Genomic DNA, 23,389 nt, shown 5'->3' with positions numbered 1-23,389 from the left:
AAGGCCAGGCACATGAATGTAATCGAAAACACCCACCCCACCGAGCAATGCCTCAAGATCAGCCAGGTGCTGGCGCGCATCGGCGACAAATGGAGCCTGCTGATCGTCGGCCGGCTGGGGGGAGGGCCCATGCGGTTCGGCCAGTTGCTGCGTTCGATCGAGGATATTTCCCAGCGCATGCTCACCCGCACCCTGCGCGGGCTCGAACGCGACGGGCTGGTGCGGCGCACCGTGGTCGCCGACCTGCCGCCCCATGTCGAATACGAGCTGACCGATCTGGGCCGTTCCCTGCAGGCGCCGGTGACCGTGCTCAGCGACTGGGCCGCCAACAATCTTTCCGCCATCGACGCCGCGCGCTCCAGCTACGACGCCGCCGACGAGGCCTGATCGCCGGGCCGGGAGAGGGGCGTTTTCCGTTGCGTCGCATCCGCCTCGCGGGCTGCGTTATCGGCTTGGCAACGCATTGCGTTTGTGCGACCTTTTGAAAGCCGCAAAGACGTTGCCCGCGCCTCATAAAGGGCAACTAAAACGTTTTGGCTGCCAAAACGTTTTGGACTGTCGTGTGCGGCGGTGTGACGCCTCGTGCGTCTCCATTGTGCTATGGGAGGACTACATGCACAAAACTCTATTGGCCGGGGTTTCCACCCTGGCGCTCGCCATGACCGCGACTGCGGGCTTTGCCCAGGACATCGTGCGCGGCGAGGGTGATTTCTCGTGGGATTCTCTCGATGCCTTCGAAGCCGAATATGGCGACCTCGGTGGCCAGCTCACGTTCTGGACCCCCTGGCGCGACGATCCGGGCGATGCTTCGCAATGGCGTGCGGTGGTGTCCTTCTTCGAGGAAGCGACCGGCGTTTCCACCCAGCTCGGCTCCTCGCCCAATTATGAAGAGCAGGCCCGCATCGATATCGCCGCCGGCTCGCCCGCCAACATCACCATCCTGCCCCAGCCGGGCCTTTTGGCCGAATTCGCCGCCCAGGGCGCGCTGACCGATCTCGGCGACGACGCCACCGCCTGGATCAACGAGAACTACGCCGCCGGGGAATCCTGGTCGGCGCTCGGCCAGTTCGAAGGCCAGGACGGCAATGTCGCCCAATACGCCTTCCCCTTCAAACAGGAAGTCAAGTCGCTGATCTGGTACTCGCCGGTCAATTTCGACGAGATGGGCTATGAAGTGCCCGAAACCATGGAAGGGCTCTTCGCCCTTCAGGACCAGATCAAGGCCGATGGCGGCACGCCGTGGTGCGTGGGGCTCGAATCGGGCGGGGCCACCGGCTGGCCGGCCACCGACTGGATCGAGGACCTGATGCTGCGCACCCAGACCCCGGAAGACTATGACGCCTGGGTCTCCAACGAGCTCAAGTTCAACGATCCCAAGGTCGTCGAAGCCATCGAGATCTTCGGCTCCATCGTCAAGGACGACGCCAATGTCGCCGGCGGCACCGCGGCCGTCGCCACCACCGCGTTCGGCGACAGCCCGCTAGGCCTCTTCACCATCCCGCCCCAGTGCTACATGCACAAGCAGGCGTCCTTCATCGCTTCCTTCTTCCCCGATGGCAGCGAAGCGGGCTCGGATTACGACTTCTTCTACATGCCGCCCTATGAATCCGAAGCCGATCTGGGCCGTCCGGTGCTCGGTTCGGGCACGCTGATTTCGATCACCCGCGATTCCGATGCGGCCCGAGCCTTCATCGAATATCTCAAGACCCCGATCGCCCACGAAATCTGGATGGCTCAGCCCAATTCGAGCTTCCTCACCGCCCATACCGGCGCCAATGTGGACGTCTATTCCTCCGACGCGCTGCGCCAGCAGGGCGAGATCCTGCTCGAGGCGACCACCTTCCGCTTCGACGGTTCGGACATGATGCCCGGCGCCATCGGGGCCGGCTCGTTCTGGACCGGCATGGTCGATTTCGTGAACGGCCTGTCCGCGCAGCAGGCGGCCGATCAGATCCAGGCCTCCTGGGACAATCTCTGACCGCGCCTGGCGCCCCCTGTGGGGCGCCCGTCTTTGCCGTGGCGGGACATTCCCGCCACGGAACCGGAGGGGCAACGGCAGGAGACCGGGCTCCACCACATGTGAGGGGGTAGGCGATGATCGGGCAGGTTCTGAATGCCATCCTGGCAGTGGTCGTGGCCCTCGTGGCGGCGGGCGCCTATTTCTGGGGCTCCAACTGGCTCCTCGACAAGTTTCTGCGCTCCGATGCCGGGGTGAGCCCCGGTGCGTCGGTGCGCAACGACCGGCTCCGCACCTCCATCCGCCCTTGGCTGTTTCTCGCCCCCGCCCTGTTGTTCCTCTCGCTCTATCTTGTCTATCCGGTGTTCGAGACGGTGCGCCTGAGCTTGATGAACAACAACAGCACCCGCTTTATCGGGCTGTCCAACTATCTCTGGGCCATCAACGACGCCAATTTCCGCCAGTCGCTCCTCAACAATTTCCTCTGGCTGCTGATCGTCCCGGCGCTCTCCACCGCCTTCGGCCTCGTCATCGCAGTGCTGGCCGACCGGCTCTGGTGGGGCAATATCGCCAAATCCCTGGTCTTCATGCCCATGGCGATCTCCTTTGTCGGCGCCTCGGTCATCTGGCGCTTCGTCTATGCCTATCGCGGGCCCGACCAGGCGCAGATCGGCGTGCTCAACGCGCTGGCCACCGGCATGGGCTTTGCGCCGCAGAACTGGCTGACCAACATCCCGTGGAATTCCTTCCTCCTGATGGTCATCCTCATCTGGATTCAGACCGGCTTTGCCATGGTCATCCTCTCCGCCGCCCTGCGCGGCATTCCCGAGGAGACCCTAGAAGCCGCCCGCATCGACGGGGCCAACGAAGTGCAGATCTTCTTCACCATCATGATCCCGCAGATCACCAGCACGCTCATCGTGGTGTGGACCACCATCACCATCACCGTGCTCAAGGTGTTCGACATCGTCTTCGCCATGACCGGGGGGCAGTTCCAGACCGAGGTGCTGGCCAATCTCATGTATTCCTGGATGTTCCGCTCCGGCGATTTCGGGCGCGGCTCGACCATCGCCGTGGTCATCCTCATCGCCGTGATGCCGATCATGATCTGGAACATCCGCAACGCCAATCGTGAGCAGGGGACCCGCTGATGAGCACCGTTTCCGCCAGCCCCGCCGCCCCGGCCGCCACCGCCGAACCGGCTTCGGCCTTCGCCCGGCTGAGGATCGGGCGCATCGCCGCCAATCTGGCGCTGCTGCTGATCGTCGCGCTGTGGACCTTCCCCACCGCCGGCCTCCTGATCTCCTCGGTCCGCGACGCCGACCAACTGGCGCTTTCGGGCTGGTGGACCTCGCTCACCACCTCGGAAGCCACCGGCGCCGCGGCGCTGGGCACCGCCGCCGACCAGACCGACGAGGACGGCCAATACGTCATCTCCGGCGATATCCTCGCCGATGGCACCAGCTTCACCGTCAGCGCCGTGGGCATCACCAGCCGCGAGCCCGGCGCCTTCGGGGTCGGCGAGCCGGTCGAGATGCGCGATGGCGGCATTTTGACTGTCGACGAGACCGGGGCCTATCGCTGGACCTCCGCCACCCCCTTCGCGCATGAGCGCGGACCGCGCGTCTATTATGTGGCCAGCGAACCCCCGCGCTTCACCTTCGACAACTATGTCTCGGTGCTTACCGCCAACGGCATCGGCCAGTCCTTCATCAATTCGCTGACCGTGGCCATCCCCGCCACCGTGGTGCCCATCCTCATCGCCGCCTTCGCGGCCTATGCCCTGGCCTGGATGAGCTTTCCCGGCCGCGGCATCCTGGTCGCCATCATCGTGGGGCTGCTGGTCGTCCCCCTGCAGATGTCGCTGATTCCCATCCTGCGCATCTATAACGGCATCGCCCTCACCTTCGGCGGCGAGGCCAAGGGCTATCTCGGGGTCTGGCTGGCCCATACCGCCTTCGGCCTGCCGCTCGCCATCTTCCTCCTACGCAATTACATGGTCGGCCTGCCGCGCGAGATCATGGAGAGCGCCCGCATGGACGGGGCGACCCATTTCCAGATTTTCGTCACCATGGTGCTGCCGCTGTCCTTCCCGGCCCTGGCCTCCTTCGCCATCTTCCAGTTCCTCTGGGTGTGGAACGACCTGCTGGTGGCGCTGATCTTCCTCGGCTCGCAGGATACCGAGCTGGTGCTCACCGGACGGCTGGTCAACCTGCTCGGCACCCGCGGCAACAATTGGGAATTGCTCACCGCCGGCGCCTTCGTCTCGATGATCGTGCCGCTAATCGTCTTCTTCTCGCTGCAGCGCTATTTCGTCCGCGGCCTTCTGGCCGGCTCGGTCAAGGGCGGCTGACCGGGGGGAGCGGCGAGCGCCTCTCCCTCGACCCCATCCCCCAGATTGAAGACCGAGGGGATCAGCGTGCCGGTCACCGTCTTGCGCTCGCATTGGCGGATCACCTCGGCCACCAGCGCCCGCCCGGCCTCGCGCAGCGACGAGCGCACATAGGTGATCTGGCCCTCGAATGGGGCGAGGTTGAGATATTGCAGCTCGTCGTTCATCGAGGCGAGCATCACGTCCCGTCCCGGCACCCGACCGGCCCATGTCACCGCCCGCAACCCGTCCGTGGCCAAAAGGATCGAGGAATAGGCAAAGGCCGTCACCCCCGGCTCGGCCAGCGCCAGTTCGGTCAGCTGGTCGCCGGCCTCGACCATGGGATGGGTGCTTTCGAGATAAAGCACCGTGTCTTCGGGGAGGCCCAGATCGGCCAGCGCGGCATAGACCGCCTCCCGCCGCACCTGGGCATAGAGGAACCGCTCGTCGCCATTGATGAAGGCGAAGCGCTTATGCCCATTGCCGATGATCAGCCGGGTGAGCTGGTAGAAATTGCCCCAATTGTCCACGTCCACCCAGCCATAGCGGTCCGAGCGCGCCTCGCGCCCGTGCACGACGAACGGAATGCCCGCCTCGAGCAGGAAGCTGATGCGCGGATCGTCGGGGCGGGGCAGGTCGACGATGAACCCGTCGACGCTGCCATCGCGCACATAGCGCTCATAGGCGGCGATTTCCCGCTCCGGCGTCTCGCTGGTGAGCAGAATGTCGTAATGGGCGCTGCGCGCCTCGCGCAGCACCCCGGTCATCACCTCGATGAAGTGCGGATCGGAATATTTGTTGTCCCCGTCCGACTGGATCCAGCCGATCGAATGGGTGCGCCGCGTCACCAGCCGCTGGGCGTTGCGATTGGGCATGTAGCCGAGCCGGCGCGCCGCTTCGACCACTTTCTTGCGGGTCTTCTCCCCCACATCGGCATAGCCGTTCAGGGCCCGCGAGATGGTGGTGATCGAAAGGCCCAACTCGGTCGCCAGGTCCTTGATCGTGACATTGCGGTTCTGGGCTCCGGCCCGCTTGCGCGACCGGGTCGAGCCATTGGTCATCTGTTGCGGGCTCCTCGGTCCCGTGCGGTGCGAACGCCCCGTGCCGCGCCGTCTCCCGCCTTTGCGGCCCTTGCACAATATTGGGGCGGGCAATGCAAGTCCCGGTTGACGCCGCTGGCGGCTCCAGCGTAAGGATTCTGATCCAAAACGTTTTGGAAGCAAGTGCGATCTTTGCACCGGACGGCGGCGCCAGCCGCGAGCCGGCCATTTTGGGGGAGTGCGCCCGGCGATGAGTTATTTTGCGTCCGAGGCCAGTCAGTACGTCCATCCCGAAGACACCTCTCCCGCCGCCCGGGACTGGTGGCGCGGCGCGGTGATCTACCAGATCTATCCGCGCTCGTTCCAGGATCACAACAATGACGGGGTGGGCGATCTGGTCGGCATCACCTCGCGGCTCGAATATGTGGCCGATCTGGGGGTCGATGCCATCTGGCTCTCCCCGGTCTTTACCTCGCCCATGAAGGATTTCGGCTATGATGTCGCCAATTACCGCGACATCGACCCCATCTTCGGCACCCTCGAGGATTTCGACCGGCTGGTGGAAAAGGCCCATTCCCTCGGCCTCAAGGTTATGATCGATCAGGTGATCTCCCATTCCTCGGACCGCCATTCCTGGTTCGCCGAAAGCCGCCTGTCGCGCACCAATGAAAAGGCCGACTGGTATGTGTGGGCCGATCCCAAGCCCGATGGCAGCCCGCCCAACAACTGGCTGTCGATCTTCGGCGGCTCCGCCTGGCAATGGGACGGGCGGCGCATGCAGTATTACCTGCACAACTTCCTCGTCTCCCAGCCCGACCTCAATTTCCACAATCCGGACGTGCAGGACGCGCTGCTGGCCGAGATGCGCTTCTGGCTCGAGCGCGGCGTCGACGGCTTCCGCCTCGATACGGTGAATTTCTACTTCCATTCCGTGGGGCTCGAAGCCAATCCGCCCGTGCGCCCGGAGGATTTCAACGCCTCGACCGCGCCGGCGGTCAATCCCTACAACCTGCAGGAGCATATCTACGACAAGAGCCGGCCGGAGAACCTTCTGTTCCTCAAGCGCGTGCGCCAACTGATGGACGAATATCCCGGCACCACCACGGTGGGGGAGATCGGCGACGCCCAGCACCAGCTCGAAATCATCGCCCAATACACCTCGGGCGATGACATGCTGCATATGTGCTACACCTTCGACTATCTCGGCGGGCACTACACCGCCGCCCATTTCGCCGATGCGCTGCGCACCACCCGCGAGAAGGCGCCCGATGGCTGGATCTGCCTCGCCTTTTCCAACCATGACGTGGTGCGCCACGTCTCGCGCTGGGCGCCGCACGGTTTCGAGGAGCGGCTGACCCGCCAGGCCGCGCTCATGCTGCTCACCATGCGCGGTTCGGTCTGCCTCTATCAGGGCGAGGAGCTGGGGCTGACTGAGGCCGAGATCGCCTATGAGGATCTGGTCGATCCCTATGGCATCGAGTTCTGGCCCGAGTTCAAGGGCCGCGATGGCTGCCGCACCCCCATGGTCTGGCAGGCCCATGTGCGCAATGGCGGTTTTTCCACCGCCAACCGCACCTGGCTACCCGTGCCGGCCCAGCATCTGGTCCACGCCGTCGACCAGCAGGACAATGTCGAAGCCTCGACCCTCTCCTTCTATCGCGCCGTGCTGCGCTTTCGCCGCGAGCATCCGATCTTTGCCAAGGGCGATCTGGATCTGGTCGAGACCATGCCCGAAGGGGTCCTGGCCTTCATCCGCACCCATGAGGGGCAATCGCTGTTCTGCGCCTTCAACATGACCCCCCATGACATGATGGTCGAGCTCGATGCCGGGCTGGCGCTCAGCGCGGCGGGGGCGCCGGGAGCGGACGCGGTCCTGGCCGGCAATCGGTTGAGTTTCGGGCCTTACGGCTCCTATATTGGACACATGACATAGGGCGAATGCTCTGGAGGGAGGAACGATGTCGGACTTGAAGATCACCGGCCTTTACAAGCGCTACGGCAATATCGAAGTGCTCAAGGACATCAATCTCGACATCAGGTCCGGCGAGTTCATCGTCTTCGTGGGCCCCTCAGGCTGCGGCAAATCCACCCTGCTGCGCACCATTTCCGGGCTCGAAACCATTTCGGCCGGCCAGCTCGAGATCGGCGGGCGCGTGGTCAACGATGTGGCGCCCTCCAAGCGCGGCATCGCCATGGTGTTCCAGTCCTATGCGCTCTATCCGCATATGACCGTGTTCGACAACATGGCCTATTCCTTGAAACTCACCCGCACGCCCAGGGCCGAGATCGAAAAGAAGGTCCGCGCCGCCGCCGACATGCTGCAGCTTTCGCCCTATCTCGACCGCCTGCCCAAGGCCCTGTCGGGCGGGCAGCGCCAGCGCGTCGCCATCGGCCGCGCCATCGTGCGCAATCCGCAGGTCTTCCTGTTCGATGAGCCGCTCTCCAATCTCGACGCCGCCCTGCGCGTGGCCACCCGCATGGAGATCGCCAAGCTCAAGGAATCCCTGCCCGATACCACGATGATCTACGTCACCCATGACCAGGTCGAAGCCATGACCCTCGCCGACCGGATCGTGGTGCTCAAGGACGGCGTGGTGATGCAGGTCGGCACCCCCATGGAGCTCTACGACCACCCGCAATCGCTGTTCGTCGCCGGCTTCATCGGCTCGCCCCAGATGAATTTCCTCACCGGCCCGAACGCGGCGCCCTATAAGGCCGCGACGGTCGGCGTGCGCCCAGAGCACATGGAAGTCCTCCCCGATGGCAAGGGCGCCTGGTCGGGCAAGGTGATCTATTCCGAAGATCTGGGGTCCGACAGCTACATCTATGCCGATATCGGCCAGGACGAGGCGGTGATCGTCCGTCAGGACGGCAAGACGCCCTACCATTCGGGCGATACCATCAGCTTCTCGCCCAAGGGCGATCTCTATCACCGCTTCGATGAAGCCGGAAAGCCCATGGGCTCGGGCGGCGTGGCGGCCCCCGTCGATCCGGTTCAACCGGATCGGGAACTACTCTAAGCCTTCACCACCAGGCTGGCCGGTATGGTCAGCATCATCAGCGTGCCGCTTTCGCTCGACGGTTCGAGGCTGAGCGAGCAGGCATTGACCGCCACCAGCGAGCGGGTGAGGGTCAGCCCGATGCTCGATTGCGTCGGTACCCGTTCGGCGCCATCGGCCCCGATTCCGTCGCGGAACACCACGAATTTCTCGGCCAGCGCATTGGGGCCCTTGGCGGTGTCGCGCACATGGATCACCACCGAGCCGTCCTCTTCCACCTGCGCCGAGAGCACCACGCGGCTGCCTTCGCCGCCCTCGCTGATGGCGCTGGCCAGCATGTTGAGCACGGCCTGCTTCAGCGTCGTGGCGTCCACCCGCACATAGGGCAGGCGCTCGGAGATGGCGCTGCGCAACAGCACCCGCGCCTTGCTGGCCTGCCCGCGCACCCGCACGAGCGAGGAGGCGAGGAGGCTCGCAATGTCCACATCGGCCGGCGCCAACGGCAGCGCGCCCTCGGCGATGCGGATATAATCGTCCAATTCATCGGCCAGGTCGCCGATCTCGGCCCCGGCGGCGCGGATGTCGCGGGCATATTCGAGATAGCGCGGATTGGTCAGCGGCCCGAAGGCCTCGGTGGCCATCAGTTCGGAAAAGCCCGAAACCGTGTTGAGTGGTCGCCGCAGCCCGCGGGTGATCCGGCTCAGCGCCGCCGTGGGCAGGCTGCCGCGCGGGGCGGGCTCGCGGGCGCCCGCCGCCCCGATCAGCCCGAAATAGCCGGTGACGATCCCGGCGCGGCCCTCGGCGAACAGCGTCAGCGTTTCCCCCGCCTGGGTGCCCTTGAGCGCGATGGCGGGCCGCGCATCCCCGGCGAACCGGGCCGGCAGGGCGAGGAAATGGCGCAGCGCCGAATGATCGCCCATGGCCACCAGCAGGTTGAGCGGCGCGCCCTCGGCCACCGCCCGGCCATGGCGCTGCGGCACATGCCCGGTGATCACCCCGGCCCGGTCGGCGGTGACGAAGCCGTAATTGGCCGTCCTGGCCCACAATTCGGCGAACTGGCGCACCTCGGCTTCGCGCAGGGGCTCGATTTCATTGGGCTGCGCCGTCAGCATGAAGCCGGGCCGCCCCTGCCAGGTGATGGCATTGAGCCGCGCATTGACCGCCAGTTTCGAGCCGTCCCGGCGCAGCAATTGCGTCACCGGACCGGCCGGCTCGGCGCCGTCCACCATGGGCAGCAGCGCCGAAAGCCCCAGGCTGCGCAATTGCCCGGCGCTCCCATGCCCGGTGAGGTCGACCAGCGCGCGGTTGACGAACAGGATGTCCTGATCGCGGAAGATGAGGATGCCCAGCGGCAGCCGGTTGAGCACCATCGCCTCCTCGCTCAGCGCCAGCAGCGCCGCCGTGGGCCGGGTCTCGGGAGGCGGTGCGGGCGATGGGGCAGGGGGCTCCTCGCGCCCCACCCGGTCGGTGAGGATGCGCGACAGCTCCTCGAAATTATAGCGCGAGGCCTGGTCGATCTCGGGCCCTTCCGGCTCGGAAACCGCGTCCTCCTCGGCCGCCGGCGGCTCGTCGGCCCGCGCCAGCCCGCGCCCGGTCACCTGCCAGAGCCGGGTCGGCCCCGTGTCGGCGGCGCTGTCGGCGGCAAAGGCCTGTTCCTCGATCCGGGTGGGGTCCTCCTCGCCCCAGTCGGACCCGCGCTCTGCGTCGGCCTCCAGCGTCGCGTCATATGCGATCGCGGCATAGTCGCGTCCGGGAATATCGTTCGGTGGGGCGGGCGGCGTCTCGTCCTCTTCGGCCACCGCCTCGAACAGCGCCTCATGCCGCCCCAGCCGGTCCACCAGCCCGGCCAGCGTCTGCGGCGGCGCGTCCGGTTCCTCCGGCGCTTCGGCGGGTTCGGCCACCCCATCCGGCGCTGGCGCGGCCGGCGGTGCGGCCGCCAGAATCTCCTCGGCAATCGGTTCGACGGCGACGACCAGCAGGTGCACCTCGCCCTCGGGCAGCGCGATCGGCGTGCATTCGCAGGTGGCCGAGAGCGGCTTGCGGCCGGCGATGAACTGCAGGCGCGAGCGCATGGTCCGGCCCACCAGCCCCATGCGCAGGATGCGGCTGGCCTGCCCGCGCACCGGCTTGAGATCGCGGACGGTTTCGAGGCCCTCGGGGGTGAGCCTCGCCCCGAACAATTCCGCCGCCCGGTTGTGCCAGATCGCCGGCCGGCCATCGCCCGGCCACACCCAGGCCGGCCGCGGATCGTCCGCGAGCCTGGCGAGGGGCGCCATCTGGGGCAAATTGGTCCGGTCTTCGCTCATGACCCTTCGATATCGCTGCATTTCCGGCATCGGGCCGACGCTAAAGGTTGATGAAACCTTAAATATAGGGACTCCCCCGGCCGGTCCATGCGCAAACCCGATTGCCCCCGATCAATCGCCGGTGATGGTTAAGCCCGCCCCGGCGGCAAAAAGTGTTCTTCCGTCGCCAAACCGGCTTGTCTTTGCCGCCAACTCGCCCTATGGTCCGCCGCGTTTCGGGACGGTGCCGCAGGTGCCCGATGATGTCCCAGCACCCATGCCGTCGTAGCTCAGTTGGTTAGAGCGCTAGATTGTGGATCTAGAGGTCCCCCGTTCAATTCGGGGCGACGGTACCACCCTACTTCCCTCAGACCACGATCACCTTGGCGCCCACCGGCACCCGGTTGTAAAGATCGATCACGTCCTGATTGGTCATGCGGATGCAGCCCGAAGACACCGAGCGGCCGATGGTCCACGGCTCGTTGGTGCCGTGGATGCGATAAAGCGTCGAGCCGAGATAGAGCGCTCGCGCGCCCATGGGGTTGTTGGGTCCGCCCGGCATGAAGCTGGGCAGGCCCGGCTGGCGCGCATGCATCTCCGCCGGCGGCGTCCAGCTCGGCCATTCCGCCTTGCGCGTCACCCTGTGCGTCCCGCTCCATTCGAATCCCGTGCGCGCCACCCCGATGCCATAGCGCATGGCCTTGCCGTCCGGCAGCACCAGATAGAGGAAATGCTGCCGCGTATCGATGACCAGCGTGCCCGGCGATTCGGAGGTGGAATAGGCGACCACCTGGCGCAGCCACATGGGGTGGCTCACATAGTCGGTCTGGTATTGCAGCATGTGCTGCGGCCGCTGCCGCGTCAGTTCCACCCCGGCGGGCGGTCCGAACATGGTGTCCATATAGCCGCGATAGGGCGATGCCGCCTGGGCCGGCAGGGCCAGCGCCAGAAGCGTCACGAGGGCAGGGAGCATGCGGGCCATGGCCATCTCCAGGGGGGCGGTTGGTTGGGGGCAGTCTCCGCCCGCGAGGAAAACATTGCGTCAAACAGGATGGTTAAATCTGTGCTCGCCCCTATGGTTGCCGCGAGCTTAAAAAGGAGGCGATTCGCGTGACCGAGACCGAAACGATCCGCTGCCCCTGGCCCGGCAGCGATCCCCTCTACCAGCACTATCACGACACCGAATGGGGGTTCCCCGTCGCCGACGACACCCGCCTTTTCGAAAAGCTGTGCCTGGAAGGCTTCCAGTCCGGCCTCTCCTGGCTGACCATATTGCGCAAGCGCGAGAATTTCCGCGCCGCCTTCGCCGGCTTCGACATCGACCGGGTGGCCGGTTTCGGCGATGCCGACATCGCGCGCCTTCTCGCCGATGCCGGTATCGTGCGCCATCGCGGCAAGGTCGTCTCGACCATCAACAATGCCCGCCAGGCGCAGGCGCTGCGGACGGAATTCGGTTCGCTCGCTGCCTATTTCTGGCGTTTCGAGCCGGCCCCGGCCGACCGGCCCACCGATCTGGGCTGGGAGCATCTGCGCACCCTCGCCACCACCCCGGCCTCGGTGAGCCTGTCGAAAGACCTCAAGCGGCGCGGCTTCACCTTTGTCGGCCCCACCACCTGCTACGCCTTCATGCAGGCCATGGGCCTCGTCAACGACCACATCGCCACCTGCACCGCCCGCGCCGCAGTGGAACGCCAGCGGGACAGGTTCGTGAAGCCGTGAGGGGAATGCGGCAGCTCAGCGCCCCCCTCATCCGTCTCGCCCTCCGGGCGATCCACCTTCTCCCACCAGGGGAGAAGGAAGGCTTGCCGCTGCCTCATTCTTCCCTTCTCCCCTGGTGGGAGAAGGTGGCCGCGAAGCGGTCGGATGAGGGGGGCGCAGCGCCAGTAAAAAAGCCCCCGCCCATTTCGTCCCCCCAAAAAAACAGAGGCGGAGCCCCAACGGCTCCGCCCCCTTTCCTTTTCCGCCGACGGCGCTCAGAAGCGGCTGTAGACCGTGAGCACCATCGGCCTGCTAGGCGGGTCGACGATTGCCGGCAGGCCGATGTCGCGGCGGATGGCGATCGGCAGGTCGCTGGAGCGGACCCTTTGCACCTGCCGCTTGCTGCGCGCCATCGCCCTGAGGGCCATGATGACGACGCTCCATTTGCCGTGTTCGGCGATGAGGGTTTCGACGGATACGCGCAACATCGCGCTCTCCGTACGGGCATGTACGTGCGACATGGATGTCTCCAGCCGTTTCGAAACGGACTGGTCCCTTATTGCTGTTGATCGAGGATTCCGGCGGCAGGACGCAAAGGTGCTGTCGTCAGAATCGAAAGGTTCGAGATGGGTTTGGAAGGGTGGGCCGAAGCCCGGTCATTGTGCCGGCGTCAGCGGAAAGTGCTGATCGGGCCGGTCCAATTGAAGCGGCGGACGAGAGTCGTGCCGCGACCTTCAACACCATGGGCGAGGACGTGAGCAAATGCAGCCATGAAGACGCCTCCCTCGGAGTTGCGATGGCGCCACGGGGAGCGACGCCAGTGTTGAAGACGCTCCTCCATAACTAACGAATCCGTGATCGCCAACCCCTTTCTGTGACCCGATGTCGCACTTGTCCCTCGCCTGTGGCGCCCGGGCAACACTTTTGCCTTGCCTTGTCTCGGCACCCCAGATCGTTTAGGAACGGCCCGGTATTGCGAAAGGCCCCAGTTCCCCGGGGTTTTGAAGGATCAGGACATGGCAAAGAATTCCGCGCTCATCGAGCCGCGCCTGCCGCGCGGTTTCGTCGATTCCGAACCCGCCGATCTCGCGGCGGTCGAGGAGATGGTCGCGAAAATCCGCCATGTCTATGAGCGCTATGGCTTCGACCCCCTCCAGACCCCGTTCCTCGAATACACCGAGACCCTGGGCAAGTTCCTGCCTGACACCGACCGGCCCAATGCCGGCGTGTTTTCGATGCAGGACGATGACGAGCAATGGCTCAGCCTGCGCTATGATCTCACCGCGCCGCTGGCCCGTTATTTCGCCCAGAACTATCAGGACCTGCCAAAGCCCTTCCGCTCCTATCGCCAGGGCTGGGTGTTCCGCAATGAAAAGCCCGGTCCGGGCCGCTTCCGCCAGTTCATGCAGTTCGATGCCGATACTGTCGGCGCGGCGGGGCCGGAGGCCGATGCCGAAATCTGCATGATGATGGCCGACACCATGGACGCGCTGGGGCTGGCCGGCAAATACGTGGTGCGGGTGAACAACCGCAAGGTGCTCGACGGCGTCTTGCAGGCCATCGGCGTCGCCGATGAAGGCCAGAAGCTCACCGTGCTGCGCGCCATCGACAAGCTGGACAAATTCGGCCCCGAGGGCGTGCGCCTGCTTCTCGGCGAAGGCCGCAAGGACGAGAGCGGCGATTTCACCGCGGGCGCGGGGCTCGACCCGGCGCAGATCGCCGCCGTCATCGACTATGTCGGGGGCAAGGTGCCGTCCGGCAATGAGGGCATCGCCGAGCTCGATGCCATGGCCGCGCTGTTCGCCTCGGCCGGCTATGGCGAGGACCGCATCCGCATCGACCCCTCGGTGGTGCGCGGCCTCGAATATTACACCGGCCCGGTGTTCGAGATCGAACTGACCTTCACCGTGCAGAACGAGAAGGGCCAGGACGTGTTGTTCGGCTCGGTGGGCGGCGGCGGACGCTATGACGGGCTCGTCTCGCGCTTCCGCAACGAGGAGACCCCCGCCACCGGCTTTTCCATCGGCGTGTCCCGCCTCGCCAGCGCATTGAAGCTCACCGGCAATCTGTCGAGCCGGCCGGCGACCGGCCCGGTGGTCGTCACCGTCATGGAAAAGGACCGCATCGCCGACTACCAGAAGATGGTCGCCGAACTGCGCGCCGCCGGCATCCGCGCCGAATTGTTCCTCGGAAGCTCGAAGAACATGGGCAAGCAGATGAAATATGCCGACAAGCGCAACGCCCCGGCCGTGATCATCCAGGGCTCCGACGAGCGCGAAGCGGGGATCGTGCAGATCAAGGACCTCGCCGAAGGCGCCGAGGCTGCCGCATCGATCACCGACAACGCCGCCTGGAAAGCCGAGCGCCCGGGCCAGTATTCCGTGCCGCGCGGCGACATGGTCGATTTCGTCCGGCAGATCCCCGCCGTCGCGGCCTGGATGGAAGTGAACGCCCGCCCATGACCCCCGCCGCCCGCCGCGATGCGCTCAAGGGGCTGGTCTCGGCCCCGGGCATCACCTTCGCCACTCCGCCGATTCTCATTTCCCCCGCCCCCTATTTCGATCTGGCCGGCGAGCAGTTCGGGGCGCGGATGATCCTCACCCAGGGCACGGACGGCACCGAATTCTGCCTGCGTCCCGATTTCACCCTGCCCATCGCCATGGACCATATCTCCAGCGGCGCGGCGACCCCGGCCGCCTATGGCTATCTCGGCCCGGTGTTCCGCCAGCGCGCCGAGGGTCCGGCCGAATTCGTGCAGGGGGGCATGGAGCTGCTGGCGCTTCCCGATGCCGGCGCGGCGCTCGACAGGATCATCGCCTTCGCCCGCGCCGTGCTCGATCTCTATGGCGTCGTGACCCCCCATATGCGGGTGGGCGATATCGACCTCTTCGAAACCCTCCTCGCCGCCTGCGACATGCCCGAGGTCTGGCGTCCCCGCATCCGCGCGCGCTTCGGCCATCCCGAGGCCATGGCGGCGCTGCTCGACCGGCTGGCCAGCCCGCACGGCGCCCCGGAGGGCCCCGCCGGGATGAAGCTCGACGACATTATCGATTGGGTGGGGGAGTTGATGCTCAGCAACGGCCTCAGCCTCACCGAGAGCCGCAGTCCCGAGGAGATCGCCCGGCGCTATGTGGAAAAACAGGCCCTCGAAGCGGCCCACGTCCCCGCGCCGACCATCGCCTTGTTGCGCGATTACCTCGCCATTTCCGGCCCGGCCGCCGAGGCGCTGGCGGCCATCGACCGGCTGGCCCGGGCCAGTGCCCTCGATCTGGGGGATGCGCTCGCCAAGGCCGAAACCCGCGTCGCGGCGCTCCAGACGGGGCTGGCGGCGGGCAGTCTGGTGTTCGATGCCGGCTTCTCCCCGCGGCTCGATTATTATACCGGCCTCACCTTCGAGGTGACCGGGCGCCGGGGCGAGGTGCTGGTCTCGGGCGGGCAATATGATCGCCTGCTGCGGCGATTGGGCGCCGCCCGCGATATCCCGGCGGTCGGTTGCGCCGTCTGGGCCGAACGGCTGGACGAGGAGGTCGCCCGATGAGCACCATTCTGCTGGCGCTGCCCTCCAAGGGGCGCATTCAGGAAGAAGCCATCGCGGTGTTCGATAGGGTGGGGCTCACCATCTCGCGGCCTGGCGGCGCGCGCTCCTATCTGGGTGCCATGGCCGGCATGCCCGATGTGACGGTCCGCTTCCTCTCGGCTTCGGAAATCGCCCGCGAGCTCATTCGCGGCAGCATCGATTTGGGCATCACCGGCGAAGATCTGATCCACGAGACCGCCGAGGCCGGTCCCGCCCAGGTGGCGGTGGCCAGGCGGCTCGGCTTCGGGCGCGCCGACGCGGTGGTCGCCGTGCCCGACAGCTGGATCGACGTGACGACCATGGAGGATCTCTCCGACGTCGCCGCCGATTTCCGCGCCCGGCATGGCCGCTGGCTGCGGGTGGCGACCAAATTCGTCAACCTCACCCGCCGCCATTTCGCCCGCCACGGCATCGCCGAATACCGCATCGTCGAAAGCCTCGGCGCCACCGAGGCCGCCCCGGCCTCCGGCGCCGCCGATCTTGTGGTCGACATCACCTCGACCGGCTCGACCCTCAAGGCCAATGGCCTGCGGGTTCTGGAAAACGGCGTGATGCTGCAAAGCGAGGCGTTGCTTCTGGTAGCCCGCAACGCCCCCTGGACGCCGGAAAAACGCTCCACCCTCAACCGGCTCCTCGCACCGTTGGGCGCGGAGCCTTTCGAGTAGAGGGTTTCCAGGATAAGTGGGCACCACTTATCCGGTTCGGAAGCGCGACCAGACAATGGCTCTGGGGGTGGGGCCAGCGCCGCCACCCCCGATCCGTTACGTCTTGCGCTGATCCATCGAGAAGGCCCCGGCGCCATAGGCGACGACATAGAGCAGGCCGCCGATGATGGCGAGGTTCTTCATGAAGTTGATCAACTCGGCCGGATTGCCGAAATCGGTGTGGAAGATCACCCCGGCGACGAGGGTGAAGGCGGCGAGGGCGGCGGCGGCCCAGCGGACCTGGAAGCCGACGATCAGCATCACCGCGCCGGCGATTTCGACGATGATCGTCGGCCACAGCAGGATGCCCGGCACCCCGAAGGCTTCCATATAGCCCACATTCATGCCCGGATCGGTGATCTTGGAAATTCCCGACATGAAGAAGATGATGGCCATGAGAATGCGGCCGGCAATCGGGAGATAGGTCTGAAGAGAGGTCATGTGCATATCCTTAAAAAACGATAGGCCCATCATGCCTCACGCCGCTCATTCTGGAAATGGCCCCCGACGCCGACAGTTCGTCTCGCATTTGCGAACGATCCCGGCCAATTGTCCGCAACCGGATGCACCCCCGGTTTTGCCATTGCTTTGCCGCCCGCGCTGGGGCAACACCATGCCGGTTCCGGAGGATGACGCGTGTTCGATCTATGGGTTCTGCTGCTTCTGGGCGGCGTGGGCGTCTTGGCTGGTTTCGTCGATGCCGTGGCCGGGGGCGGGGGGCTGATCACCATTCCGGTGCTGTTGTCGTCCGGGTTGTCGCCGGTAGGGGCCCTGGCCACCAACAAGGCCCAGAGCATCGTGGGCACCACGGCGGCGGCCATCACCTATTGGCGCAAGGGCTATGTCTCGCTGCTGGCGCTGGTGCCCGCCATCGCGGCGGCCTTCGCCGGCTCGCTGCTCGGCGCCGCCGCCGTCAAGCAGGTCGATACCGCGGCGCTGGAAATCGCCGTGCCCGTCGCGGTGATCGCCGTGGCGCTCTATTTCACCTTCTCGCCGTCGATCCGCGATGCCGATGGCACCGCGCATCTGAGCTTTTCGCGCTTCGTGTCGGTGTTCGGCTTCGTCATCGGGTTCTATGACGGGCTTTTCGGCCCCGGCGCGGGCTCGTTCTTCATGCTGGCCTTCATCGCCCTGTTCGGGCTTTCGGCCGCCCGGGCCTCGGCCCACACCAAGGTGCTCAACGTCACCTCGAACTTGGCTGCTTTGGTGTTCTTCATCTTTGCCGGCGATGTGGTGTGGCCCGTGGCCATCGTCATGGCCATGGGGCAGGTGGCCGGCGGCTATCTCGGCGCGCTCACCGGCATCCGCTTCGGCGCCTGGGTCATCCGCCCGCTGGTCATCGTCGTGTCGCTCGCCCTTGCGATCAAGCTGCTGCTGTTCCCCTAACGGCAGGCGCCGTCAAAGCTGCGCCACTCAAAAAATGAACGGGAAATCCCAAAAACGGAAAAGGCGGCCACAAGGACCGCCTTCCCGTTCGAGGGTCTGGAGAGACCCCAATTTTTATCCAAGGCGCGAAGAGCGCCCGGCCGGTGTCGGCCGCGCCCGCGCAGGGCCAGCAAGCGGCCCAGCGCGGTTTTAGCGCGTCGGGCCGATTGCGGTACGGCCCGTGAGCGAAAGAGAAAGAGAAACTCTAAATCGCGTGCGCGATTTAGAAATCCATCCCGCCCATGCCGCCCATGCCACCGCCGCCCGGCATGGCCGGAACGTCGGCCTTGGGCAGTTCGGCAACCATGGCTTCGGTGGTGACCAGCAGGCCGGCGACCGATGCGGCGTCCTGCAGCGCGGTGCGGACCACCTTGACCGGGTCGATGATGCCCATCTTGATCAGGTCGCCATATTCGCCCGTCTGGGCGTCATAGCCGAAGGTTGCATCGCCGTTGTCGAGGATACGGCCCACGACCACCGAGCCTTCGTCGCCGGCATTGTTGGCGATCTGACGGACCGGCTCCTGCAGGGCGCGGCGCACGATGTTGATGCCGGCTTCCTGGTCGGCATTGACGCCGCTGGCCTTGATCTCGGTCGAAGCGCGCAGCAGGGCGACGCCGCCGCCGGCCACGATGCCTTCTTCAACGGCAGCGCGGGTGGCGTTGAGCGCGTCGTCGACGCGGTCCTTGCGCTCCTTGACCTCGATTTCGGTCGAGCCGCCGACGCGGATCACCGCGACGCCGCCAGCGAGCTTGGCCAGGCGTTCCTGGAGCTTCTCGCGGTCGTAGTCGGAGGTGGTTTCCTCGATCTGCGCCTTGATCTGGTTGACGCGGCCTTCGATGTCTTCCTTGGAGCCCGAGCCATCGACGATGGTGGTGTTTTCCTTGGAGACTTCCACGCGCTTGGCGGTGCCGAGCATGTCGAGGGTCACGTTCTCGAGCTTGATGCCGAGGTCTTCCGAGATCACCTGGCCGCCGGTCAGGACGGCGATGTCCTCGAGCATGGCCTTGCGGCGGTCACCGAAGCCCGGGGCCTTGACGGCGACGACCTTGAGGCCGGCGCGCAGGCGGTTGACCACCAGGGTCGGCAGCGCTTCGCCATCGACGTCTTCGGCGATGATGAGCAGCGGACGCTGGCTCTGCACCACGGCTTCGAGCACCGGCAGCAGGGCCTGCAGGTTGGAGAGCTTCTTCTCGTGCAGCAGGATGAGCGGATCATCGAGCTGGGCGACCATCTTTTCGGTGTTGGTCACGAAATAGGGCGAGAGATAGCCACGGTCGAACTGCATGCCTTCGACGACGTCGAGTTCGGTCTCGGCGGTCTTGGCTTCCTCGACGGTGATGACGCCTTCATTGCCGACCTTCTGCATGGCCTCGGCGATCATGTCGCCGATTTCCTTTTCGCCATTGGCCGAGATCGTGCCGACCTGGGCGACTTCGCCCGAGTTGGAGATCTTGACGGCGCGGGTGGCGAGGTTGGCGACCACGTCGGTCACGGCGAGGTCGATGCCGCGCTTCAGATCCATCGGGTTCATGCCGGCAGCGACGGCCTTGATGCCTTCGTTGACGATCGACTGGGCGAGGACGGTGGCGGTGGTGGTGCCGTCGCCGGCGATGTCGTTGGTCTTGGAGGCCACGGCGCGCAGCATCTGGGCGCCCATGTTCTCGAACTTGTCTTCAAGTTCGATTTCCTTGGCGACCGATACGCCGTCCTTGGTGATGCGCGGGGCGCCGAACGACTTGTCGATGACGACGTTGCGACCCTTGGGGCCCAGGGTCACCTTGACCGCATTGGCCAGGATGTTGACGCCGCGGACCATCTTGTCGCGGGCGTCGGTCGAGAATTTGACTTCCTTGGCAGCCATTTTCGATGTGCTCCGATATTAACAGGAAAAGAGTGTGAGAAGCTAAAGGCTTAGCCTTCGATCACGCCCATGATGTCGGACTCTTTCATGATCAGCAGGTCTTCGCCGTTGATCTTGACTTCGGTGCCGCTCCACTTGCCGAACAGCACGCGGTCGCCGGCCTTGACGTCCAGCGCGGTCACCTTGCCGGAATCGTCGCGGGCGCCCGGGCCGACGGAAACGATGACGCCCTCGGAGGGCTTTTCCTTGGCGGTGTCGGGGATGATGATGCCGCCAGCGGTCTTTTCTTCGCTGTCGACGCGCCGAACCACGACGCGGTCATGCAGGGGACGGAAGCTCATGGTCGCTCCTTTGGAACGTAATGTTGAGATGCAATTTCCTCAGCTGTTAGCACTCCTGCATAGAGAGTGCCAGCAAGCCTGCCGAGCAGATAGGAGGAGGGCTCCTCAGAGTCAAGAATGCCGCCGACAATATTTTTTGCATCCCCGGGCGCCGCTTGCTATGCGGGGGTGGCGGTTCGCGGCCGGCACCCGCATGCATGGGAAAAATAAAGACGATACAATGACAGATCCCGCCCCCTCATTCGCACGGGCCTGGACGGCGCCGACCCTCTCGGTGATCGTTCCCACCTTCAACGAACGCGACAATATCGCCCCCCTGGTCGAAAAGCTCGAGGCCGCCCTTGCGGGCGTTGCTTTCGAGGTGATCATCGTCGACGATGACAGCCCGGACGGCACCGCCGCCCTCGCCAAGCAGATCGCGCTCGAAAAGCCCCATGTGCGCTGCATCCACCGGGTGGGGCGGCGCGGGCTGTCCTCGGCCTGCATCGAGGGCATGGCCGCCTCGGCCGCCGAATTCGTCGCCGTCATCGACGCCGACCACCAGCACGACGAGTCCATCCTGCCCCTGATGCTCGAACGGGCGCGCGAGGGCGCCGACATCGCGGTCGGCTCGCGCTATACCGGGGAGGGGAGTTCGACCGAGGGCTTTTCCGCCCGCCGCGAGGCCGGTTCGAAACTGGCCACCCGCCTTTCGGGCTTTATCACCGGCAAGGCGCTGTCCGATCCCATGAGCGGGTATTTCCTCTTGCGCCGCGCGCTGTTCAACGAGATCGTGCCGCGCCTTTCCCATGAAGGCTTCAAGATCCTGCTCGACATCATCGTCACCGCCAACCGGCGCCGGTCGGGCCGGCTGGTGATCGCCGAGGTGCCCTACAGCTTCCGCCCGCGCTTTGCCGGCGAAAGCAAGATGAGCCCCCTGATCGTCGCCCAGTTCCTCGGGCTGATCGTCTCGCAGGTCTCGCGCGGTTTCCTGCCGACCAGCTTCCTGCTGTTTTCCCTCGTCGGCGCCTCGGGCATCCTCGTCCACCTCGTCACGCTGACCCTGGCCTTCGAGGTCTTCGACTTCAACTTCGCCAATTCGCAATTGCTGGCCACCGTCGTGGCCATGACCACCAATTTCATCCTCAACAACGAGTTGACCTATGCCGACAAGAAGCTGCGCGGCCGCCGCTTCTGGACCGGCCTTCTGAGCTTTTATCTGGTGTGCAGCTTCGGGGCCCTGGCCAATGTGTCGGTGGCCAGCGTGCTGTTCGAGGCGCATGTGGTCAATTTCCTCTTCGCCGGCATCGCCGGCGCCATCATGAGCGTCGTCTTCAACTACGCCGCCACGAGGATTTTCACGTGGCGCTAGCTCGGCCGGAGATCGCGATGACGACTGATTCCCCCCGCATCGGCCCCTTCACCCCGGCCCAGGCGACCCTTGTGCTCATCGCCGTGACCTTCGTCTTGCGCATGATCGGCGCCACGCTGGTCGGCTGGGGCACGGGGGAGGCCTATTATCTTGCCTCGGCGCGGCAATTCCATCTCTCCTATTTCGACCAGCCGCCGCTTTCGCTGTGGACCATCTGGGCCACCCTCCAGCTCACCGGGTCCGAAGCGCTGCCGGTCATCCGCCTGCCCTTCGTCGTCATGTTCGCGGTGTCGACCTGGCTGGTCTTCGACATAACCCGCCGCATCCACACCCCGCTGGCCGGCTTTTATGCGGCGCTGATCGTCAATGCCTGCGTGTTGTTTTCCCTCTCCATCGGCTCCTGGACCCAGCCCGATGCGCCCATGCTGCTGTTCTGGCTGGCGACGCTGCGCGTGCTGGTCTCGATCTTCTTCGGCTCCGGCGCCCGGCGTCCATGGCTGATGTGGGGTCTCGGCGGCCTCTTTCTCGGCCTCACCTTCCTCTCGAAATACCACGCCATTTTCCTCGCTGGGGGCACGGGCCTGTTCCTCCTCGCCAATTCCACCCAGCGCCACTGGCTGCGCCACCGCGCGCCCTGGATGGCGGTCGCCATCGCGCTCGTCGTGTTCTCCCCGGTGCTGGTCTGGAACGCCCAGAACGATTGGGCCAGCTTTGGCTTTCAGGGCGGCCGCGCCGTCGAAACCCAATCCGGCCTGCGCTGGGACGGGCTGTTGCGGATGGTCTGGGGGCAATTGCTCTATATGGTCCCCTGGCTCGCCATCCCGGCCCTCTGGGTGGGCGGACGCGCGCTCGCCGCCGGCCCGCGCGGCCAGTTCCCCACCGGCGCGGTGCCCGGTGCCGCGGCGCTCTTGGCCTATCTCGGCTGGCCGTCCATCGTCTTTTTCACCCTCGTGGCGCTATGGAGCGATACCCAGTTCCATTTCCACTGGCAGGCGCCGGGCTATCTCATGCTGTTCGTGCTCATGGGCGCCTGGGCCGCCAATCGCGACGGCAGGGCCATCCGCATCTGGCTCTATGACTCGGCGACGGCGACCTTCGTCATCCTGGCGCTACTGGTCTCCCACGCCGCCACCGGCTGGGCTCGCGCCGTGTTCCCGGGCGATTGGGAAGACCCCACCGCCCTGCAGCTGCCCTGGACCGAGCTCGGCACCGCCCTTGCCGACCGGGGCGCCTTCGGAGAGGGCGAGGCCTTCGTCATGGGCATCAACTGGATCGATTGCGGCTATATCGATACCCAGGTGGCCGGCCGCCTGCCTCTGGCCTGCCTGGGCGCCGACACGCGCAATCTCGCCTATAATTTCACCCCCGCCGAGCATCGCGGCTGGAACGCCTATGTCGTCGTCCAGACCCGCAATCCGGAACGGGCCGCCGAACAGCTCGCCGACCGCTTCTCGGCCATCGAACACCTCGAAACCCTCTCCATCGCCCGCAATGGCTATCCCGAATTGGAGAATATCCAGCTCTTTTATGCCGAAGGGTTTTCGGGGCAATAAGCAACGCCCGGGGCCGGCCTGCACCGGCCCCGAGGCTATTTGTCTGGAGCGTTTCCAGAATAAGTGGGCACCACTTATTCGGTTCGGAAACGCGACAAAACAAACGTTAGAGCGCCTGATCTGATTCAATCAGATTGGGAATTGCTCTAGGTTCAATCGACATTCAGGATTCAATTCTGTCGGGGAGTGTGATTCATGGGTTTCCAGATTCAATGATCTGGAGG

General features: G+C 65.4%; 20 protein-coding genes and 1 tRNA gene. 14 read left to right on the top strand and 7 right to left on the bottom strand.

Annotation, left to right across the window (positions count from 1 at the left end; all coding sequences use genetic code 11):
* The first annotated feature begins 12 nt into the window (after positions 1-12).
* From DVH29_RS13775 to DVH29_RS13760, 4 genes are all read left to right on the top strand, one after another.
* Positions 13-387, top strand: a complete 375-nt coding sequence (locus tag DVH29_RS13775; protein WP_114646767.1) for a winged helix-turn-helix transcriptional regulator — start codon at positions 13-15, stop codon at positions 385-387.
* 226 nt (positions 388-613) lie between these two features.
* Complete coding sequence (locus DVH29_RS13770; protein WP_114646766.1) at positions 614-1,978, top strand: ABC transporter substrate-binding protein; 1,365 nt, start codon at positions 614-616, stop codon at positions 1,976-1,978.
* 119 nt (positions 1,979-2,097) lie between these two features.
* A complete protein-coding gene (locus DVH29_RS13765; RefSeq protein ID WP_199562597.1) occupies positions 2,098-3,108 on the top strand; it encodes a carbohydrate ABC transporter permease in 1,011 nt (336 codons plus the stop codon).
* Complete coding sequence (locus DVH29_RS13760; RefSeq protein WP_114646764.1) at positions 3,108-4,310, top strand: carbohydrate ABC transporter permease; 1,203 nt, start codon at positions 3,108-3,110, stop codon at positions 4,308-4,310. Before DVH29_RS13765 ends, DVH29_RS13760 begins: the two co-directional genes overlap by 1 nt.
* On the opposite strand, the gene DVH29_RS13755 is transcribed toward DVH29_RS13760, so the two are convergent.
* The gene (locus DVH29_RS13755) at positions 4,265-5,389 is read right to left on the bottom strand and encodes a LacI family DNA-binding transcriptional regulator (RefSeq protein ID WP_114646763.1); all 1,125 of its coding nucleotides are present in this window, start codon (positions 5,387-5,389) and stop codon (positions 4,265-4,267) included. The genes DVH29_RS13760 and DVH29_RS13755 overlap by 46 nt on opposite strands.
* Positions 5,390-5,618: 229 nt before the next feature.
* On the opposite strand from DVH29_RS13755, the gene bglA reads away from it, so the two are divergent.
* A complete protein-coding gene (bglA, locus tag DVH29_RS13750; protein WP_114646762.1) occupies positions 5,619-7,301 on the top strand; it encodes a beta-galactosidase BglA in 1,683 nt (560 codons plus the stop codon).
* A 25-nt stretch (positions 7,302-7,326) separates the two neighbouring features.
* Entirely contained in the window at positions 7,327-8,388 is a 1,062-nt protein-coding gene (locus tag DVH29_RS13745) for an ABC transporter ATP-binding protein (RefSeq protein ID WP_114646761.1), read from the top strand.
* Here the strand turns inward: DVH29_RS13745 and DVH29_RS13740 are convergent.
* On the bottom strand, positions 8,385-10,673 hold the full coding sequence (locus DVH29_RS13740) for a sensor histidine kinase (protein ID WP_114646760.1): 2,289 nt from the start codon (positions 10,671-10,673) through the stop codon (positions 8,385-8,387). The two genes, DVH29_RS13745 and DVH29_RS13740, sit on opposite strands and share 4 nt — an antisense overlap.
* A gap of 258 nt (positions 10,674-10,931) precedes the next feature.
* Between DVH29_RS13740 and DVH29_RS13735 the strand changes: the two genes are divergently transcribed.
* Positions 10,932-11,008 (top strand) — tRNA-His (locus DVH29_RS13735).
* Positions 11,009-11,019: 11 nt separating this feature from the next.
* On the opposite strand, the gene DVH29_RS13730 is transcribed toward DVH29_RS13735, so the two are convergent.
* Positions 11,020-11,634 carry a L,D-transpeptidase gene (locus DVH29_RS13730; protein ID WP_439331628.1) on the bottom strand — a complete coding sequence of 205 codons (615 nt, stop codon included), beginning with the start codon at positions 11,632-11,634 and terminating at the stop codon, positions 11,020-11,022.
* Between the two features lie 128 nt (positions 11,635-11,762).
* On the opposite strand from DVH29_RS13730, the gene DVH29_RS13725 reads away from it, so the two are divergent.
* Entirely contained in the window at positions 11,763-12,371 is a 609-nt protein-coding gene (locus DVH29_RS13725) for a DNA-3-methyladenine glycosylase I (RefSeq protein WP_114646759.1), read from the top strand.
* Positions 12,372-12,625: 254 nt separating this feature from the next.
* On the opposite strand, the gene DVH29_RS13720 is transcribed toward DVH29_RS13725, so the two are convergent.
* A complete protein-coding gene (locus DVH29_RS13720; RefSeq protein WP_114646758.1) occupies positions 12,626-12,838 on the bottom strand; it encodes a hypothetical protein in 213 nt (70 codons plus the stop codon).
* A gap of 528 nt (positions 12,839-13,366) precedes the next feature.
* Between DVH29_RS13720 and hisS the strand changes: the two genes are divergently transcribed.
* Genes hisS through hisG form a run of 3 tightly spaced genes read left to right on the top strand, consistent with a single transcriptional unit; the run spans position 13,367 to position 16,592 of the window.
* The gene (gene hisS, locus DVH29_RS13715) at positions 13,367-14,812 is read left to right on the top strand and encodes a histidine--tRNA ligase (RefSeq protein WP_114646788.1); all 1,446 of its coding nucleotides are present in this window, start codon (positions 13,367-13,369) and stop codon (positions 14,810-14,812) included.
* A complete protein-coding gene (locus DVH29_RS13710; RefSeq protein WP_114646757.1) occupies positions 14,809-15,888 on the top strand; it encodes an ATP phosphoribosyltransferase regulatory subunit in 1,080 nt (359 codons plus the stop codon). Before hisS ends, DVH29_RS13710 begins: the two co-directional genes overlap by 4 nt.
* A complete protein-coding gene (gene hisG, locus DVH29_RS13705; protein WP_114646756.1) occupies positions 15,885-16,592 on the top strand; it encodes an ATP phosphoribosyltransferase in 708 nt (235 codons plus the stop codon). Before DVH29_RS13710 ends, hisG begins: the two co-directional genes overlap by 4 nt.
* 96 nt (positions 16,593-16,688) lie before the next feature.
* On the opposite strand, the gene DVH29_RS13700 is transcribed toward hisG, so the two are convergent.
* The gene (locus DVH29_RS13700; RefSeq protein ID WP_114646787.1) at positions 16,689-17,072 is read right to left on the bottom strand and encodes a DoxX family protein; all 384 of its coding nucleotides are present in this window, start codon (positions 17,070-17,072) and stop codon (positions 16,689-16,691) included.
* A 195-nt stretch (positions 17,073-17,267) separates the two neighbouring features.
* Between DVH29_RS13700 and DVH29_RS13695 the strand changes: the two genes are divergently transcribed.
* A complete protein-coding gene (locus tag DVH29_RS13695; protein ID WP_114646755.1) occupies positions 17,268-18,017 on the top strand; it encodes a TSUP family transporter in 750 nt (249 codons plus the stop codon).
* Between the two features lie 262 nt (positions 18,018-18,279).
* On the opposite strand, the gene groL is transcribed toward DVH29_RS13695, so the two are convergent.
* Both groL and DVH29_RS13685 read right to left on the bottom strand, forming a co-directional pair.
* Positions 18,280-19,920 carry a chaperonin GroEL gene (groL, locus tag DVH29_RS13690; protein ID WP_114646754.1) on the bottom strand — a complete coding sequence of 547 codons (1,641 nt, stop codon included), beginning with the start codon at positions 19,918-19,920 and terminating at the stop codon, positions 18,280-18,282.
* 50 nt (positions 19,921-19,970) lie between these two features.
* On the bottom strand, positions 19,971-20,261 hold the full coding sequence (locus tag DVH29_RS13685) for a co-chaperone GroES (protein WP_114646753.1): 291 nt from the start codon (positions 20,259-20,261) through the stop codon (positions 19,971-19,973).
* A 220-nt stretch (positions 20,262-20,481) separates the two neighbouring features.
* Between DVH29_RS13685 and DVH29_RS13680 the strand changes: the two genes are divergently transcribed.
* Both DVH29_RS13680 and DVH29_RS13675 read left to right on the top strand, forming a co-directional pair.
* A complete protein-coding gene (locus tag DVH29_RS13680; RefSeq protein WP_114646786.1) occupies positions 20,482-21,612 on the top strand; it encodes a glycosyltransferase in 1,131 nt (376 codons plus the stop codon).
* Positions 21,613-21,629: 17 nt separating this feature from the next.
* Entirely contained in the window at positions 21,630-23,165 is a 1,536-nt protein-coding gene (locus DVH29_RS13675) for a glycosyltransferase family 39 protein (RefSeq protein WP_114646752.1), read from the top strand.
* Positions 23,166-23,389 lie beyond the last annotated feature (224 nt).

Origin of the sequence: Pelagibacterium lacus (assembly GCF_003345525.1) — a bacterium.
GTDB lineage: Bacteria > Pseudomonadota > Alphaproteobacteria > Rhizobiales > Devosiaceae > Pelagibacterium > Pelagibacterium lacus.
Note: the sequence above shows the minus strand (reverse complement) of the source record. Positions and strands in the feature narration are given on the sequence as shown.